Genomic DNA, 16105 nt, shown 5'->3' with positions numbered 1-16105 from the left:
AAGAGTTGAGACTTATTGGTTCAAACATATACCAAGGCCCCGCCTGACTTGAAAATGTGGCGGTATGGATGAAGTCCATGTACCTCATCTTCCATATCCTAGATGCAAGCGGGGCCTTTACATTAAGGAGGATATTCATGACTGTACAACAAGGCAATCGTCGCAATGATGAGCGCTCACGCAGCGCATTTGAAGAAGCGAAGCAGTACATACCAGGAGGTGTGAACAGTCCGGTTCGGGCGTTCAAATCCGTAGGACTTACCCCGATCTACGCAGAGCGCGGAGAAGGCTGCAAAATCTATGATATTGATGGCAATGTTTTTATCGACTACGTGGGATCGTGGGGTCCGCTTATCATGGGACATGCGCATCCTGAAGTTGTAGAAGCTTTGCGTGAGACAGCCCTTAAAGGAACAAGCTTTGGTGCACCGACTTTGCTGGAGACCGAGATGGCGAAACTGGTCTGCGAGCGTGTACCTTCCATCGATGTCGTGCGAATGGTGAATTCCGGTACGGAAGCAACGATGAGTGCCATTCGACTGGCACGCGGGGTAACAGGACGCAGTAAAATTCTGAAGTTTGAAGGATCATATCATGGACATGCAGACAGCCTGCTGATCAAGGCTGGATCAGGTGTTGCAACGCTGGGTCTGCCGGACAGTCCGGGAGTACCCGAAGGCGTAGCAGTGAATACGATCACGGTGCCTTATAATGATCTGGAGTCCGTAAGATTGGCTTTTGAACGTTACGGTGAAGAACTGGCAGCCATCATTGTAGAGCCAGTTGCTGGTAATATGGGCGTTGTCCCTCCGGCTTCCGGTTTTCTTGAAGGCTTGCGCAACTTGACGACTCAATATGGCAGCCTGCTCATTTTTGACGAAGTCATGACCGGTTTCCGCGTAGGGTTGAACTGTGCTCAGGGAAGGTACGGGGTTACGCCTGACCTGACTTGCCTGGGTAAAGTTATCGGTGGTGGACTTCCGGTAGGTGCGTATGGTGGCAGACGTGATCTGATGGAGCAGATTGCACCGACAGGACCGATCTATCAGGCAGGTACATTGAGCGGCAATCCGCTGGCTATGGCGGCAGGATATACCACACTCAAATTGTTAACACCGGAGGTCTACGACCGTCTAGAGACACTGTCCGCACGTCTACAAGCCGGCTTTGAAAAGAATGCTGCAGAGGCGGGAGTCGCGGTAACGATTAACCGTGTTGGCTCCATGGTTTGTCCATTTTTCAGTGCGGTTCCGGTGACCAACTATGATATTGCCAAAGAAAGCAATCTGGATCAATTCCGTCGTTACTTTGCAGCGATGATTGATCATGGTGTCAGTGTGGCTCCTTCCCAATACGAAGGCATGTTTGTCTCCGGTGTGCATACGGAACAGGATATTGACGATACGATTGAAGCAAACCGTAAGTCTCTTCAGTCGCTATGACGATAAAAAGTTGGAAGCGTCGTGGTGAATGGCTTGAGCTGATGCCAGGCAAAGCCGTAACAGGCAGTTCGGACAAACAGATGGCTGCAGAGCAATGGCTGCTGTCTGAGCTTCAGTTTCCCGAAAAATTGTTGCGTCAGCTCAAAGTAAACCATGGTATACAACTCGCAGGGGACCGGCTTCGGCTGGCCCTTTTTGCGTCCCAACCGATCGATGTTGAGCCTCGTTGGGCTGATATAGTTGTTCTGTATGAGGACGATTTTTGCCTGGTTATGCACAAACCGGCAGGCATGAAGTTACATCCGGATGGAAGCCGGTTGGATCATACGATTACGCTGGATCATGCGGTTGCCGCATACTATGAAATGAACGACATTCAGGCGAGTGTACGCCATGTTCATCGACTGGATGAGGATACAACGGGACCTGTCTTATATGCTAAAAATGCTTTTGCTCTAGCCAAGCTGGATGAAGCGATGCGCCGGAAAGAGATTGGCCGGCATTATGTAGCCATCACTGGCGGGCAGGTATCCCCTGAACTCAAGGTGATTGATGCCCCAATTGGCAAAGACAGACATCACAAGCAACGCAGACGTGTCTCGGAAGGCGGGCAGGAAGCCGTTACCCATGTAGAGATCGTGGAGGTCTGGGGGAGAGCTACCCTTGTTCGACTGACGCTGGATACAGGACGCACACACCAGATCCGTGTACATCTGAGTTATACTGGACATCCTCTCATTGGTGATAAGCTATATGGAGGCAGAGCGGATGTTATCAGGCGGCAGGCGCTGCATGGTGAACTCCTTGTTTTTAGTCATCCACTAACCGGAGCAAAAATTGAGGTGAACGACCCTTGGCCGTCCGATTTTGTACAATTGGCAGAGCGCGAAGGGACGTACTAATACACTATATAAGTTCAACTACATATTTACACGATAACAGCGATCAGAAGGTTGTTCTGTCATTGGAGTGACAGTGTAAATAATCATGAGGTGAACATATATAGCAAGGTTTCTCAAAAGATGGCATGCTCATCTCATTCAAGGCATATAGATGGGGTAACGAAGGATTTGGACCATGGATCTGCCCCATGAAAAGAATCATGGTGAACATATGCCGAAAGGAGGACGCTACCTTTGTTGAATCAACCTTATGGTTTGCGGTTCGATATTTATGAGCGCGTTCATTTGTCTGAGGGAGTCCCTGCTATTGAGGAATTGGAGGAAATTGAACTATACCCGCGTATTCAAGTCATTGGTCAGGATGATCATGCCACGTTAAGAGGGCATCTTTTGCTTACAGGTGCGTACCGGGGAGAGAACGAGATCTCGGAGGAACTTAAACATTTTATTCCGGTGGAGATCACGGTGCCCCTGAACCGGGTAAGATCGATAGAGGATATTTCCATTGAGATCGAAAATTTTGACGTGGATCTGTTATCCAGTCGCAGTCTGAACATTACAGGCGTGTTATCGCTTCGCGGTATTGAAGGCTTTCCGGTGGAAGAACCACAGGTATGGTCAGCAGATGAATTTACCGTCGTTCATTCACCTGACCCTCAACAGGGCAACCGTTCCGATGAAGCACAGCAGACAGGCAGCGATTCCAATGCATTTGCACAAGAGTATCTGCTCCAGCGGAGTGAGGAAGAAAGACTTGCGAATGCAGCAGAACTTGCATATGGTGCCCCGGAATTTGCTAATCATAATCATCTTTCGGCGGAAGAGACGTTGCGTGCCGCGGATGAGTTACAGCCTGATCAATGGGCTCAGACCGTGCCCGAACAGGTGCAGTCACCGGAGCAGGGAGCCGAATACGCAGAACAAGGCAGGATACCGGCTTCAAACGAAGAAATCTCGTCCTTGACCGCCAATGAGGATGAATCGGCATCGAATGAGCTGTACAATACGCCTTCCCCCATTTCATCATTTATGGCCGAGACGGCTGACAGATTAGCTTCTTACCCTGAATCTGAACCTTTGCTGCCTCTCGAAGAAGAGTCGTCTGTATGGTCCGAGCCATCCGTGGAGAGCTTACAGGCGAACACGTCAAATTCAGGTCAAGCACGTCCTGATCAAATGGCACAATCAGGGGATGGGGCGTTAGCACCCAACGTATGGAACTTTGAGTCTGCGAGATCTGTACCCCAGCAGGAAGATCAGACCGTTGCTGATCATCCGGTGAGTTCACAGGCAGAGAACTGGCAGGATGTATTCGCTGCATCTGAACCAGGGAGTTCGGAGGAAGAGCGGCCGCCCCTTGAAGCAACAGGTATAGACGAGTTGGCACACACCGAAGCCTTCATCCCTGAACCTGTGGCCGAGACGGAAGACAAGCCGGAGCTTAAGGTTGCTTTTGGCAGCAAAAGAGAATCCGCACCAAGACAGGAAGAAGGAGTGGGTATCTCCTCCTTGTTATCTTCCGGCAAAGCGGCACGTGATGCCGAAGCGGAACGGGAGGAAGTAGCGCTTGCTGGTGTACTTCAGGATGAAGCGTATCGGCCCGATGATGTGGAATGGAAGAACCTGTTTCTCGGTACCATTGTAGACCAGACACCGTTCCGAAAGGTGAAATTGTGTATTGTACAGCGTGAAGAGACGCTTGATACGATTGCAGATCGCTACCAATTGAGCACAAGAGAGCTTCAGTTGTATAACCGATTATCCGAGCAGATTGTTGAAGAAGGACAGATTTTATATATCCCTTAATCCTTTGAATGAACCTACTATTTTGGCCCGCTCTCCCCTGAGGATTGTGGGTTTTTGCTTTTAACGCCCCTAACCTGCATTGCAGCGCTCTTTTTCCGCTGTTGTCAGGTTGACTATCGCGCACGGGCAGGGTATGATGTGTTTAGGTTTTTTGAAGAACAACGTGGAACGGGAGTAGTAGACAGTATGACCTTTCAGAGAGTGGAATTGCAGCGCTGTGAAATTCCGCAGGAACCAACTGATCGAAGTCGCCCGGGAGTTGCCTGTTTGAATACAAGGAATGAATCGGATTCATTGTTATCTATTCCTGAGGTAGGATAGGCCGGTAGCAGCCGTTATCTGCTTGAAGTGTCACGTAAGTGCAAAGGCTGTAGTCTATCCTTTTGTCTGCGTGAAACAAAGGTGGTACCGCGAAAGCTAACCTTTCGTCCTTTGATGGATGAAAGGTTTTTTTGTTTTTTTGGCGATGATGATTAAGTAACGGAGGAATGACACATGTCTGAACAAAAAAATCCAGCTGCAACAGAAATGCCAACCACATATGATCCGAAAGCTGCGGAGCAGAAATGGTACTCCACCTGGATGGAGCGTGGATACTTCAAGGCCGGTCAACGCAAAGATGCTGAACCTTATACAATTGTAATTCCACCGCCAAACGTAACCGGGATGCTTCACATCGGGCATGCGCTCGACTTCACACTGCAGGATATCCTGATTCGTACGAAACGGATGCAAGGTTATGATGCACTCTGGCTGCCGGGTTCCGACCATGCAGGGATCGCTACCCAAACCAAGGTGGAGCAGAAGCTGCGTGAAGAAGGCCTGACTCGCTATGATCTGGGTCGCGAGAAGTTTTTGGAGAAGGTGTGGGATTGGAAAGAGCAATATGCCACAACCATTCGTCAGCAATGGGGCAAAATGGGCCTGTCGCTCGATTACTCGCGTGAGCGTTTTACGCTGGACGAAGGTTTGTCCAAAGCTGTACGCAAAGTGTTTGTTCAATTGTATGAAAAAGGCCTCATTTACCGCGGTAAACGGATCATTAACTGGGACCCGGTGAACCGGACGGCGCTGTCCGATATTGAGGTTGAATATAAAGAAGTTCAGGGTCACTTGTACCATCTGCGTTATCCGCTCAAAGACGGAAGTGGTCACATCACCGTGGCAACCACTCGCCCAGAGACGATGCTGGGTGATACGGCAGTTGCTGTTCATCCGAAGGATGAGCGCTACGCAGACATGATTGGTAAAACACTTGTCTTGCCTGTCATTGGACGGGAAATACCTGTCATTGCAGATGAGTATGTAGACAAAGATTTTGGTAGTGGTGCGGTGAAAATTACGCCTGCACATGATCCGAATGACTTCGAAGTGGGTCTTCGTCATGATCTGCCTCAGATTACGGTAATGGATGAGAGCGGCACAATGAATGCCGAAGCTGGCAAGTATCAGGGACTGGATCGCAGTGACTGCCGCAAGCAGATTGTCGCTGATTTGCAGGAGCTGGGTGTACTGATCAACATCGAGGATCATATGCACCAAGTTGGACACAGCGAACGGACAGGAGCTGTCGTGGAGCCGTATTTGTCCACCCAATGGTTTGTTGAGATGAAGCCACTTGCGGAGAGAGCGATTCAGAAGCAACAGAGCGGCGAAGGGGTTAATTTTGTTCCCGATCGTTTTGAGAAAACCTATTTGAACTGGATAGAGAATGTTCGTGACTGGTGTATTTCCCGTCAACTGTGGTGGGGTCACCGTATTCCTGCCTGGTATGATGAGGAGACTGGTGAAATCATCGTATCTGCTGAAGATCCGACGACGTTGCCAGAGAACGCTGGACGCAAGCTCAGACAGGATGAAGACGTTCTGGATACATGGTTCAGTTCCGGATTATGGCCGTTTTCCACGTTAGGCTGGCCTGAAGATACGGAGGATCTGAAACGTTATTACCCAACAAGTGTACTTGTGACAGGTTATGACATCATCTATTTCTGGGTTGCACGCATGATTTTCACTGCGTTGGAATTTACCGATGAAATTCCGTTCAAGGATGTGCTGATGCATGGTCTTGTTCGTGATGCTGATGGACGCAAAATGTCCAAATCGCTTGGTAATGGTGTAGATCCGCTGGATGTGATTGAGAAATACGGCGCAGATGCGATGCGTTACATGATTTCGACCAGCAGTACGCCGGGACAGGATCTTCGTTTCCGCTGGGAGCGGGTGGAGCAGGCTCGTAACTTTGCCAATAAAATTTGGAATGCATCACGCTTTGCTCTGATGAATCTGGAAGGGTTCACCTATGAGGAGCGTGATATTAGTGGAGAGCTTGGAACAGCGGATTATTGGATTTTGCACCGTCTGAACGAAACTTCCCGTGATATTACGCGTCTAATCGAAGCGTATGAATTTGGGGAAACAGGCCGTGTACTGTATAACTTTATCTGGGATGACCTGTGCGACTGGTATATTGAATTTGCGAAGTTGTCCTTCTATGGGGAAGATCCGGTTGCCAAAAAGAAAACACAATCCGTGCTTGCATACGTACTGGATCAGACAATGCGCCTAATTCATCCGTTCATGCCATACATCTCCGAAGAGATCTGGCAGCATCTGCCGCATGAAGGAGAGACGATCACATTGGCATCCTGGCCGGTATATGATCCTGCGCTGGAGAACCCTGAGGCCGTTGCCGAGATGAACCTGCTTATGGATACCATTCGGGCTGTTCGAAACATTCGTGCAGAAGTAAACGTACCTATGAGCAAGAAAATCGAATTGATGGTCAAAGCGAATAGTGCTGAGACTTCCAGCATCATTGAACGTAACAGCCACTATATCAAGCGTTTCTGTAATACGTCCGAGTTCGACAGTGGATTGGATCTAAGTTCACCGGATAAGGCAATGACTGCAATTATTACAGGTGCAGAGCTGTACTTGCCGCTGGCAGGTCTTATTGATATCGAACAGGAAGTGGCTCGCCTGGAGAAAGAGTTGCAGAACCTTGAGGGCGAAGTACTCCGTGTGGAGAAAAAGCTGGCGAACGAGGGCTTTGTTGCCAAAGCTCCTGCCAAAGTTATTGAGGAAGAGCGCGCCAAGCAAGCAGATTATTCCGATAAACGGGATAAGGTGATTGCACGAATCAAGGAACTGAAAGGTTAATATATTTGGGTCGGATGGAGTGTTTTTACACCATCCGGCCGCTTTTTCAATCAAACTCTGGACCGAAGGTGAATCATATGACGGAACTTAACGAGACAGATATTGCAGCTCCTTTACTTAGCTATGAAGAGGCTGTGAACTGGATTAATGGCCTTATTCCTTTTGGCATCCGCCCAGGATTGGAACGAATCGCGGGATTGATGTCACTGCTCGGCAATCCTCACCAGCGTCTCAAATTTATTCATGTCGCGGGAACGAACGGCAAAGGTTCGACTTGCGCTTTTTTGACGTCAGTGCTTCTTCAGGCAGGATATGATGTCGGCACGTTTACATCGCCTTATATCACTAAATTCACGAACCGTTTTCAATACAACGGTGTGGATATCCCGGAAGAGACATTGCTTAAACTCTCAAACCGTCTGCATCCCCTGGTCGAAGAGATGGCTTCCACACCTCTTGGATCGCCTACCATGTTTGAGGTATCCACCGCACTCGCACTTCTATATTACGCGGAAGAGTGCTACCCTGACGTTGTGGTATGGGAGACGGGGCTCGGGGGAAGGATGGACGTAACGAATATTGTTACACCCGTGGTGTCGATCATTACCAATATCGGCATGGATCATACGGATGTGCTGGGCGATACGATTGAGGCCATTGCGGGAGAGAAGGCAGGTATTATCAAGCCGGGAGTACCCGTCGTTACCTGTGCCACTCAGCCAGAAGCTGTAAAGGTGATTCAGGAGACGGCACAGCGGCTTCGATCAACCGTTTATCTGACGGGAGATCAATTCTCTTATCATAGATTGGATAGTGATGAGAACGGACAATCTTTTCATTTTACAGGGCCGTTCCGTGATCTGAACGCTCGCATACGCATGCAAGGCATACATCAATGCGATAATGCAGCGGGTGCGCTTATGGTACTTGAGTTACTTCGGCAATACATGGCATTTATGCTGGATGACGAAGATATTACGCTTGGACTGGAGAATGCCTTCTGGGCAGGCCGGTTTGAGAAAGTTGTCGATGAACCCCGAATTGTACTGGATGGAGCACATAATCCGGAAGGGGCTGAATCATTGGCCAAGAGCATTATCGACGTATATCCTCACAACAAGTTAATTTTGATGATGGGCATGCTGGCAAATAAGCATCACGAAGCGTATTTGCAGCATATACTGCCACTAGTGGATACGCTGATCCTGACCGAGCCAGATTTCCGACGCAAAATGGATGCAGCCGAATTGCTGCAGATTGTCGAACGGGTGCGACCCGCCATTGCGAAGCAGGAGCTGGAAATCATCGTCGAGCCCGATTGGGCAAAGGCACTTGATCAATTGAAGTCACGGACGGAAGCGGAAGATCTGGGGGTGGTGTCCGGCACACTGTATCTTATTGCGGATGTGCGGGCAGCCCTTTTGCATCAAACCGATTCTGAAAAAGGTTGGTGAAAGTTTTGTTAAATACATCGGAACACGTTCATTTTATAGGGATTGGCGGATATGGCATGAGTGCCATCGCGAGAGTTATGCTGGAAATGGGGTATACCGTTACCGGATCGGATGTCGTTTCACAGGAGTTGACCGAGAAGCTGGCAGCCAAGGGAGCGAAAATATATATCGGACATACGGCGGAGCACGTAAATGGAGCGGACCTGGTGGTCTACTCCACGGCTGCGCCTGCGGATAATGTGGAGCGGGTTGCTGCAGAGCAGCTCAATATTCCCATTCTGCACCGTGCCCAGATGCTCGGAAGGCTGATGAATGAACGCAAGGGCATTGCGGTGGCCGGAGCCCACGGCAAAACGACGACTTCGTCCATGATTGCGCTTGTGATGGACAAATGTGGCACCGATCCGACATATATCATTGGCGGAGAGATCATGAATCTGGGAACCAACGCCAAAGCTGGTCAAAGCGACTGGGTGGTTGCTGAGGCTGACGAGAGTGATGGCTCATTTTTGCAGTATCATCCATGGTTTGGGATTGTTACCAATATTGAGGCCGATCACCTCGAAAATTACAACAGTGATTTTGAGGAACTGAAAAAAGCTTATGTGCAGTTTCTGAGTCAGATTCGTCCGGGAGGCACGGCAATTGTCTGTGCAGATGACGAAAATATCCAGAGCATTTTGCCGCAGCTTCAATCACGCGTAACGACGTACGGTATCGACCGTCCGGCAGATTACACTGCAACGGATATCGTGCTTGGCGACCGCCTGATCTCCTTCACGATGAATCATCAAGGCACGGCTCTTGGAACAGTTGAATTGTCGGTGCCGGGCAAACATAATTTGTACAATGCCATGGCTACGGTCATTACATGTCTGGAAGCAGGCATCCCATTTGATAAGGTTACAGAGGCCATCATCCAGTTCCACGGGGCAAAACGCAGATTCCAGGTGCTGGGCGAGACGAATGGTATGCTGATTATTGATGACTATGCTCATCACCCTACGGAGATCGAAGCTACCATCAGTGCAGCCAAAGCGACGGGCAAGCGCATTATTGCGGTATTCCAGCCGCAGCGTTATACACGTACGTTCTTCCTGCTGGATGCGTTCAGCCGGGCCTTCGCAGAAGCGGATGAGGTTCTCATTACCGATATCTATTCTCCTGCAGGTGAAAAACAGATTGAAGGGGTTCACTCGGCCAAACTGGTGGAACTGATCGTTCAAAACAGTAATGCTTCTGCACGCTATCTTCCAACGAAAGAAGATGTTGTGGCTGATCTGCAGCATCGTCTTCAACCAGGTGATCTTGTGATTACGATGGGTGCAGGCGATATCTGGAAAGTCGGCGATACACTCGCCAAAGGTTTGAAATAAATGCATCCCGAAAAGCGCCTGTCTTCGATAAGAAGCAGGCGTTTTTTGCGTTATATGGAATATTTCCTTTGTTCTCTGCATATAGCTGTTATAAATGGGACAAAGGAGAGGGTACGGGGTGAGCAATGCTAGAATGACGTTTCGCTTTGGGGATAACGAGTCGGACAAGCCTGAAAACAAGGGGATATCCACATCCAGCACATTTACCGCTTTGAGTGAAGAGATTCCGAAGAGTCCAACGTCAACGCGGTTGGATGCAACCCCTTCATGGACGCCAGAGGATATTCCCGGAGACTGGGGAGAGACGATGCTGACAGGCTCCACTGTACCTGAACCTTATCTAAGGTCGGACAACGATTCGTCACGCGATGAGCCGAAATACATCTATTCCAATCATGCTGTGTATCCGGAGGATGAGGATAAGGACCTGTCTAACAAAAACGATGGGGATCACGACTGGCTTGCAGATCGAGACAACTATTCTTATAAGCGGAATCGTCCTCCAAGGGGCTGGAAAATGATTGGTTCAGTTACGGGAGCACTTGTTACCGGGGCCCTCTTTGGCATGGTTATACTTTCGTTTTTTAATAGAGAAGGAGCAGTTGATCCAGGGGGGAGCCTTCCCGTCAATCAGATGGTTGCCACGGTGACGGGCCAGAAAGGAGTCGCTGGTACCGAGCAGCAGCTTCAAACAGCTACGACGGGGGGCAGCTATTATGCGCTTCAATATGGTGTATTTAGTTCCCCTGAACGCGCTGAACAGGCGAAGGTGGGACTGTCCCAGGCAGGCATTGCGGCAGGCTCAGACCCCGAAGACGGCAATCGGGTTTATGCAGGAATTTCGGCTGACCGTGAAGAGGCCAAGCTGCTCAGTACCAGACTGAAGGCCGAAGGTGTGGAGCTGTATGTCAAGGAAATCATCAATCCAGAAGTGGATCCTGCCGTATTTGGTGGGAAGGCTGAGGATGTCCAACGATTCTTCACGAGCAGTTCTGCTCTGGTTGAGCAACTATCTACCTTGTCAATCCAGCAGCTTGGTCAGTCGACGCCTGAAGCGGTCTCAAGTGAAACGATGAGTGCACTCCAGAACCAGCATCAACTCTGGTTGGCCGGTCTCAAAAGCTTTGCGCCAGGTCTGAGTGCTGATGTACAACCGTATGTTTCCGCGATGGACAAATCAATGAACAATGCGGTCACAGCAATTGCCGAATACAACAAAAACCCAGCTAATGTGCATATGTGGACTGTACAATCTGATCTGATGGATTATGTATTACAGCAAAAAAAATGGCTTGAGGCGATAAAACAATAATCAATGCTTTCCCTTAACACAGCCTTGAAATACCTATCCGGCAAGGAACTGGAAATAGTTCCCCTTGCCGGATTTGTGTTTGTATTGACGTACAAAACCCCGTATAATAATGGGGGTGTCAAAAAATGGCGAGGGAAGATCACCGATGAAAAAAAACTTCGGCATGTTATTGCTGTTTCTACTGCTCGGCTGGTTGGCTGGAGCGTGGATCGCCAAGGCACTACAACCTGTGAAGGCTGTAGCCTTTCTAACGAAAGCCACGACCATTCGTTGGTCGCCGCAGGCTGATCTGGATATTATCAGTTATGACATTTCACTTCATTTTCAAATGAGCCTTCTAAGTCTGATCGGTATTATTGTTGCTGTATGGCTGTATCGCAGACTGTAGGAGAATGACGGATTTTGACAAAGAAAATTCAAAAAAATGATATCTACTAGCGTGATCCGGCAGGATGTCGCGTAGCATAAGGAGCCGTTTATTTTGGATAAAACATCACAGCGCCCTATTATTCTGGCTTCGACTTCGCCGCGGCGTAAAGAACTGATCGCTTCACTCCATCTAGCTTTTGATGTAATACCGAGCCATGCGAATGAAGATACACCTCAGGAATGGACTCCTGAACAGACGGTACAGGAGCTTGCTATGCGTAAGGCACTTGCCGTTTATCGGGGGCTGGAAGGCCGCGAACAAGATGCTGTTATTGTTGGCAGCGACACCGTTGTCGTTCTGGATGGTGAAATTCTTGGCAAACCCGTAGACGAAGAGGACGCTGAACGTATGTTATCTCGTCTACAGGGACGTACGCACCGTGTGTTCACGGGAGTAGCTTGTATCGATGCTGGCAACGGGCAATCTGTGGTTCATTATCGGCAGACCGATGTAACGATGAAGGAGCTGTCTGAAGCTACGATTCGTGCATATGTTCAGACCGGTGAGCCCTCAGACAAAGCTGGATCATATGCGATTCAGGGCATTGGTGCTTCACTGATAGACCATATTGAAGGATGTTATTTCAATGTGGTGGGCCTGCCATTGTCCTTGCTGAGCGATATGTTGCATGGATTCGGCGTGCATGTATTACCGCAAACATGAAATTTGGCAATTGACGATGTGAAAAGAGGGAACATATGGAGTCGCCTCAATACATGATGCGCGACATCCCCCAGGAAGAACGCCCGAGAGAACGCATGATGGAATATGGGGCGGGCGCCTTAAGCCATGCTGAATTGCTGGCAATCTTACTTCGGACAGGCACAAGACAGGAATCCGCAGTCCACATGGCACAGCGCATTCTGACGGAAGCGGGTGGAATTCGCCCGTTGATGGATTTGAGTCTGGAAGAACTGACTGCAATGAAAGGAATCGGTATGGCCAAAGCTGTACAGCTGAAAGCCGGTATTGAGCTTGGTCATCGGATTGCCAAGAGCAGACTGACACAGTCGCCTTCGATCCGTACTCCACGCGATGCAGCTGATATCCTTACCGAACAATTACGTTACTTGCAGAAAGAACACTTTGTGTGTCTTTTCCTGAATAGCAAAAATCATATTATTGCCCAGGAAACACTCTCCATGGGTAGCCTTAACGCTTCGATTGTACATCCGCGTGAAGTGTTCCGGGCTGCCATCAAATGCAGCAGTGCCTCTATTGTGTGCGCACACAACCATCCGAGTGGTGATCCTACGCCTAGTCCAGAGGATATCCAAATAACCAAGAGACTGATTGAAGCTGGCGCAATTGTCGGCATAGATGTGCTGGATCACATTATTATCGGAGATGGAACGTACGTAAGTTTGAAGGAGAAGGGCTTAGTATAATATAATGGTTGGCGTTGATGTTTTCCTATGAATATTGACGGCGTTGTCCGTAGAAGATAGGTTCACTTTACAGATGCAAAACAAAACAAATGCAAATATTAGCTCCACGATTTTGGTGGGAATGAAAATGAAACGCTCTTGATCTTAACGGGGGCGGGCTATATGAGGCAGAAAAGGAGATTACGTCATGTTTGGTGGTTTTACGAAAGATTTGGGTATTGATTTGGGGACAGCGAATACGTTGGTTTATGTACGAGGAAAAGGAATTGTGGTGCGCGAACCTTCGGTAGTCGCTTTGCGGACAGATACGAACAGCATTGAGGCGGTAGGGGAATCTGCCAAAAAAATGATTGGACGTACACCAGGTAACATTCGTGCCATTCGTCCAATGAAAGATGGTGTTATTGCTGATTTCGACATCACGGCAACGATGCTCAAATACTTTATTCGTCAAGCGCAAAAACAACGCTCGATGTTCCAGCGTCATCCTAACGTTATGGTATGTGTACCATCCGGAATTACTGCTGTAGAACAGCGTGCTGTTGAAGATGCAACGAAACAGGCTGGCGCTCGTGAAGCCTATACGATTGAAGAGCCTTTTGCAGCAGCAATAGGCGCCGATCTTCCCGTATGGGAGCCGACAGGAAGCATGGTTGTTGATATTGGTGGCGGTACAACGGAAGTGGCCGTAATTTCCCTTGGCGGAATTGTAACAAGTCGCTCGGTTCGTGTAGCGGGTGACGAAATGGACGAGTCCATTATCCAGTACATTAAACGTCAGTATAACCTGATGATTGGTGAGCGCACATCCGAGCAATTGAAAATGGATATTGGCTCCGCAATGCCGCTTGAGCAAGTGGAAACGATGGAAATTCGTGGACGCGATCTCGTTACAGGTCTGCCGAAGACGATTACCATCACATCCGATGAAATCAGTGAAGCTCTGGCGGATACGGTGAATGCCATTGTTGAAGCAGTGAAAGTAACGTTGGAAAAATGTCCTCCTGAACTTGCAGCGGATATCATGGACCGCGGTATTGTTCTCACAGGTGGCGGCGCATTGCTTCGTAATCTGGACAAGTTGCTTGCAGGTGAAACTGGAATGCCTGTGATCGTGGCAGAGAACCCGCTCGATTGCGTAGCTATCGGAACAGGTAAAGCGCTTGAGAATATTCATTTGTTCAAAAGCAGAAGCAGTTCGGCAGTTCGATCCAAACGTTAATTGATATTGATCTTGCTTGGTATGAACCAAGTGGCCGTATATCAACGAAGAGGACCCGGCTAATGCCGGGAGAGCTATTACCCGCATACCTGGGGAGAATCAGCTGATATTCTCGAAGGGACTATAAGTCTGACAGTCTCCCCGCCGGGCATAGCTCGGAAGAGAATAATGGATGTTAGAGGGTGTTCGAACTGTTTAAGCTGCTGGGTAACAAAAGACTTTTTGTTTTGCTGGTGGGCCTTGTTACATTTATCGCGTTAATGGGCTTTACGCTCGGTCCGCGAACCGCTCTATCCTGGCCGGAGAAATTCCTGAAGGATTCAGTCGGATTTGTACAATACGTATTTTACAAGCCCGCTTCTTCTGTAGCGGGCTTTTTCAAAGATGTAGCGAACATGCGTACGGTATATCAAGAAAATGAAGAGCTTCGTATTGCGGTGGGGCATTATACCCGTGACCGACTGAAGTACAATGACATGGAGCAGGTCAATGAACAACTTCAGAAAGCACTAAATTTCACAGAAGAACAGAAGAATCGTTATAATTACGGTTCACGAATTGCTCAGGTAATCAGTGCCAATTCCGATCCTAACAGCAGAACCATCAATATTGATATCGGTGAAAATGCGGGGATTAAGCCGGGGATGGCAGTTACTTCACAGGAAGGGCTGGTTGGCGTAATCAGTCATGTCAGCTCCTATACGTCAACGGTTAACCTGTTAACCTCCATGGACGCCAATGATCCGACATCCAATGCCATTGCAGCTACGGCAGTGGGTAAAGAGAAAGTGTTTGGCATGATTGAGAGCTACGATCCGAAGACAGGCATGCTCAAAATGACCAAGATTTCAGAGGATTCCAACATTGCTGAAAAAGATGAAATCATCTCCTCCGGGATCATCAATAACTTTCCGAAATACATGCGGATCGGGGAAGTGAAGAGTGTCGAGAAAAGTGAATATGGTTTAACAAAAACAGCAACGATTGAACCATATGCTAGCTTTCTTGACTGGAAAGAGCTGATTGTCATTATTCCGCCTGAGGTGAAAAAATAGTGGTGACACGCAAACAAGTATTGTTTTTGTTGCTGTGCGTGTTGTTCATTGCTGAAGGAACGATTCTTCCGCTGCTCATTCCTTCCGCTTGGCAGATGCGAATTTCCGCCAATCTGGTCTATATTGTGATTTTGTTTATTGCAGTATATCATCATCGTCACACGGCACTGGTGCTCGGTATATTTTTGGGATTGTTGCACGATGTTGTGTTTTACGGCCAAATGATTGGGCCATACGGATTCTCCATGGGATTATCCGCATATATGATGGGACTCATTTTTCAAGCGCCGCGTGCACCACTGCCGGTTATGGTTTCCGTAGTCATTTTGGGGAGCCTGCTCAATGATACCGTGTTATTCTTTCTGTACAAGCTCTTTCGTCTGAATCATGTGACATTCGACTGGGCGTTACTTGAATACATGATTCCTAATCTGTTCATTCATTTTGTGTTCGCCCTGATGATTTATGTCCCACTTCGGAAACAATTGGAGCGTATTGGCAAGAGACGAAGTAAAACAGAAGAGGCTTCATAAAATACATTTATGGAGTAAGAAGC

13 protein-coding genes and 1 other annotated feature are annotated in these 16105 nt (G+C 48.5%); all 13 genes read left to right on the top strand.

What is annotated here, in order from left to right; translation table 11 throughout:
- The first annotated feature begins 137 nt into the window (after positions 1-137).
- Positions 138-1442: a glutamate-1-semialdehyde 2,1-aminomutase gene (gene hemL / locus ACR32F_RS25630; protein WP_440112051.1), complete on the top strand. Its 1305-nt coding sequence runs from the start codon at positions 138-140 to the stop codon at positions 1440-1442.
- Positions 1439-2344: an RluA family pseudouridine synthase gene (locus tag ACR32F_RS25625; RefSeq protein ID WP_440112048.1), complete on the top strand. Its 906-nt coding sequence runs from the start codon at positions 1439-1441 to the stop codon at positions 2342-2344. The genes hemL and ACR32F_RS25625 overlap by 4 nt, the downstream gene beginning before the upstream one ends.
- Before the next feature lie 234 nt (positions 2345-2578).
- Complete coding sequence (locus ACR32F_RS25620; RefSeq protein WP_440112045.1) at positions 2579-4150, top strand: LysM peptidoglycan-binding domain-containing protein; 1572 nt, start codon at positions 2579-2581, stop codon at positions 4148-4150.
- Positions 4151-4305: 155 nt separating this feature from the next.
- Positions 4306-4586, top strand: a binding site (T-box leader).
- 59 nt (positions 4587-4645) lie between these two features.
- Positions 4646-7312, top strand: coding sequence for a valine--tRNA ligase (locus ACR32F_RS25615; protein WP_440112042.1), 2667 nt, complete (start codon positions 4646-4648; stop codon positions 7310-7312).
- 77 nt (positions 7313-7389) lie between these two features.
- On the top strand, positions 7390-8766 hold the full coding sequence (locus ACR32F_RS25610) for a bifunctional folylpolyglutamate synthase/dihydrofolate synthase (protein ID WP_440112040.1): 1377 nt from the start codon (positions 7390-7392) through the stop codon (positions 8764-8766).
- A 5-nt stretch (positions 8767-8771) separates the two neighbouring features.
- Positions 8772-10142 (top strand): UDP-N-acetylmuramate--L-alanine ligase, encoded by a 1371-nt coding sequence (gene murC / locus ACR32F_RS25605; RefSeq protein WP_440112038.1) that lies wholly within the window; start codon positions 8772-8774, stop codon positions 10140-10142.
- Positions 10143-10260: 118 nt separating this feature from the next.
- Positions 10261-11454, top strand: a complete 1194-nt coding sequence (locus ACR32F_RS25600; RefSeq protein ID WP_440112036.1) for an SPOR domain-containing protein — start codon at positions 10261-10263, stop codon at positions 11452-11454.
- 145 nt (positions 11455-11599) lie between these two features.
- Entirely contained in the window at positions 11600-11842 is a 243-nt protein-coding gene (locus ACR32F_RS25595) for a DUF4321 domain-containing protein (protein ID WP_440112034.1), read from the top strand.
- A 93-nt stretch (positions 11843-11935) separates the two neighbouring features.
- Positions 11936-12547: a Maf family protein gene (locus tag ACR32F_RS25590; RefSeq protein ID WP_440112031.1), complete on the top strand. Its 612-nt coding sequence runs from the start codon at positions 11936-11938 to the stop codon at positions 12545-12547.
- A gap of 35 nt (positions 12548-12582) precedes the next feature.
- Positions 12583-13272, top strand: a complete 690-nt coding sequence (radC, locus tag ACR32F_RS25585) for a RadC family protein (RefSeq protein WP_440112029.1) — start codon at positions 12583-12585, stop codon at positions 13270-13272.
- Between the two features lie 187 nt (positions 13273-13459).
- Positions 13460-14494: a rod shape-determining protein gene (locus tag ACR32F_RS25580; RefSeq protein ID WP_440112027.1), complete on the top strand. Its 1035-nt coding sequence runs from the start codon at positions 13460-13462 to the stop codon at positions 14492-14494.
- 182 nt (positions 14495-14676) lie between these two features.
- Entirely contained in the window at positions 14677-15549 is an 873-nt protein-coding gene (gene mreC, locus ACR32F_RS25575) for a rod shape-determining protein MreC (protein ID WP_440112025.1), read from the top strand.
- Entirely contained in the window at positions 15549-16082 is a 534-nt protein-coding gene (locus ACR32F_RS25570) for a rod shape-determining protein MreD (RefSeq protein ID WP_440112023.1), read from the top strand. The genes mreC and ACR32F_RS25570 overlap by 1 nt, the downstream gene beginning before the upstream one ends.
- Positions 16083-16105: the final 23 nt, after the last annotated feature.

The sequence above is a fragment of the Paenibacillus hebaui genome (genome assembly GCF_051934385.1).
GTDB lineage: Bacteria > Bacillota > Bacilli > Paenibacillales > Paenibacillaceae > Paenibacillus.
This window is presented reverse-complemented; position numbering and strand designations above follow the sequence as displayed.

What these genes read in the sequence shown, in the direction of transcription:
- hemL (WP_440112051.1), top strand. Translation starts at nt 138, where the DNA reads ATGACTGTACAACAAGGCAATCGTCGCAATGATGAGCGCTCACGCAGC.
- ACR32F_RS25625 (WP_440112048.1), top strand. Translation starts at nt 1,439, where the DNA reads ATGACGATAAAAAGTTGGAAGCGTCGTGGTGAATGGCTTGAGCTGATG.
- ACR32F_RS25615 (WP_440112042.1), top strand. Translation starts at nt 4,646, where the DNA reads ATGTCTGAACAAAAAAATCCAGCTGCAACAGAAATGCCAACCACATAT.
- ACR32F_RS25610 (WP_440112040.1), top strand. Translation starts at nt 7,390, where the DNA reads ATGACGGAACTTAACGAGACAGATATTGCAGCTCCTTTACTTAGCTAT.
- ACR32F_RS25595 (WP_440112034.1), top strand. Translation starts at nt 11,600, where the DNA reads ATGAAAAAAAACTTCGGCATGTTATTGCTGTTTCTACTGCTCGGCTGG.
- radC (WP_440112029.1), top strand. Translation starts at nt 12,583, where the DNA reads ATGGAGTCGCCTCAATACATGATGCGCGACATCCCCCAGGAAGAACGC.
- ACR32F_RS25580 (WP_440112027.1), top strand. Translation starts at nt 13,460, where the DNA reads ATGTTTGGTGGTTTTACGAAAGATTTGGGTATTGATTTGGGGACAGCG.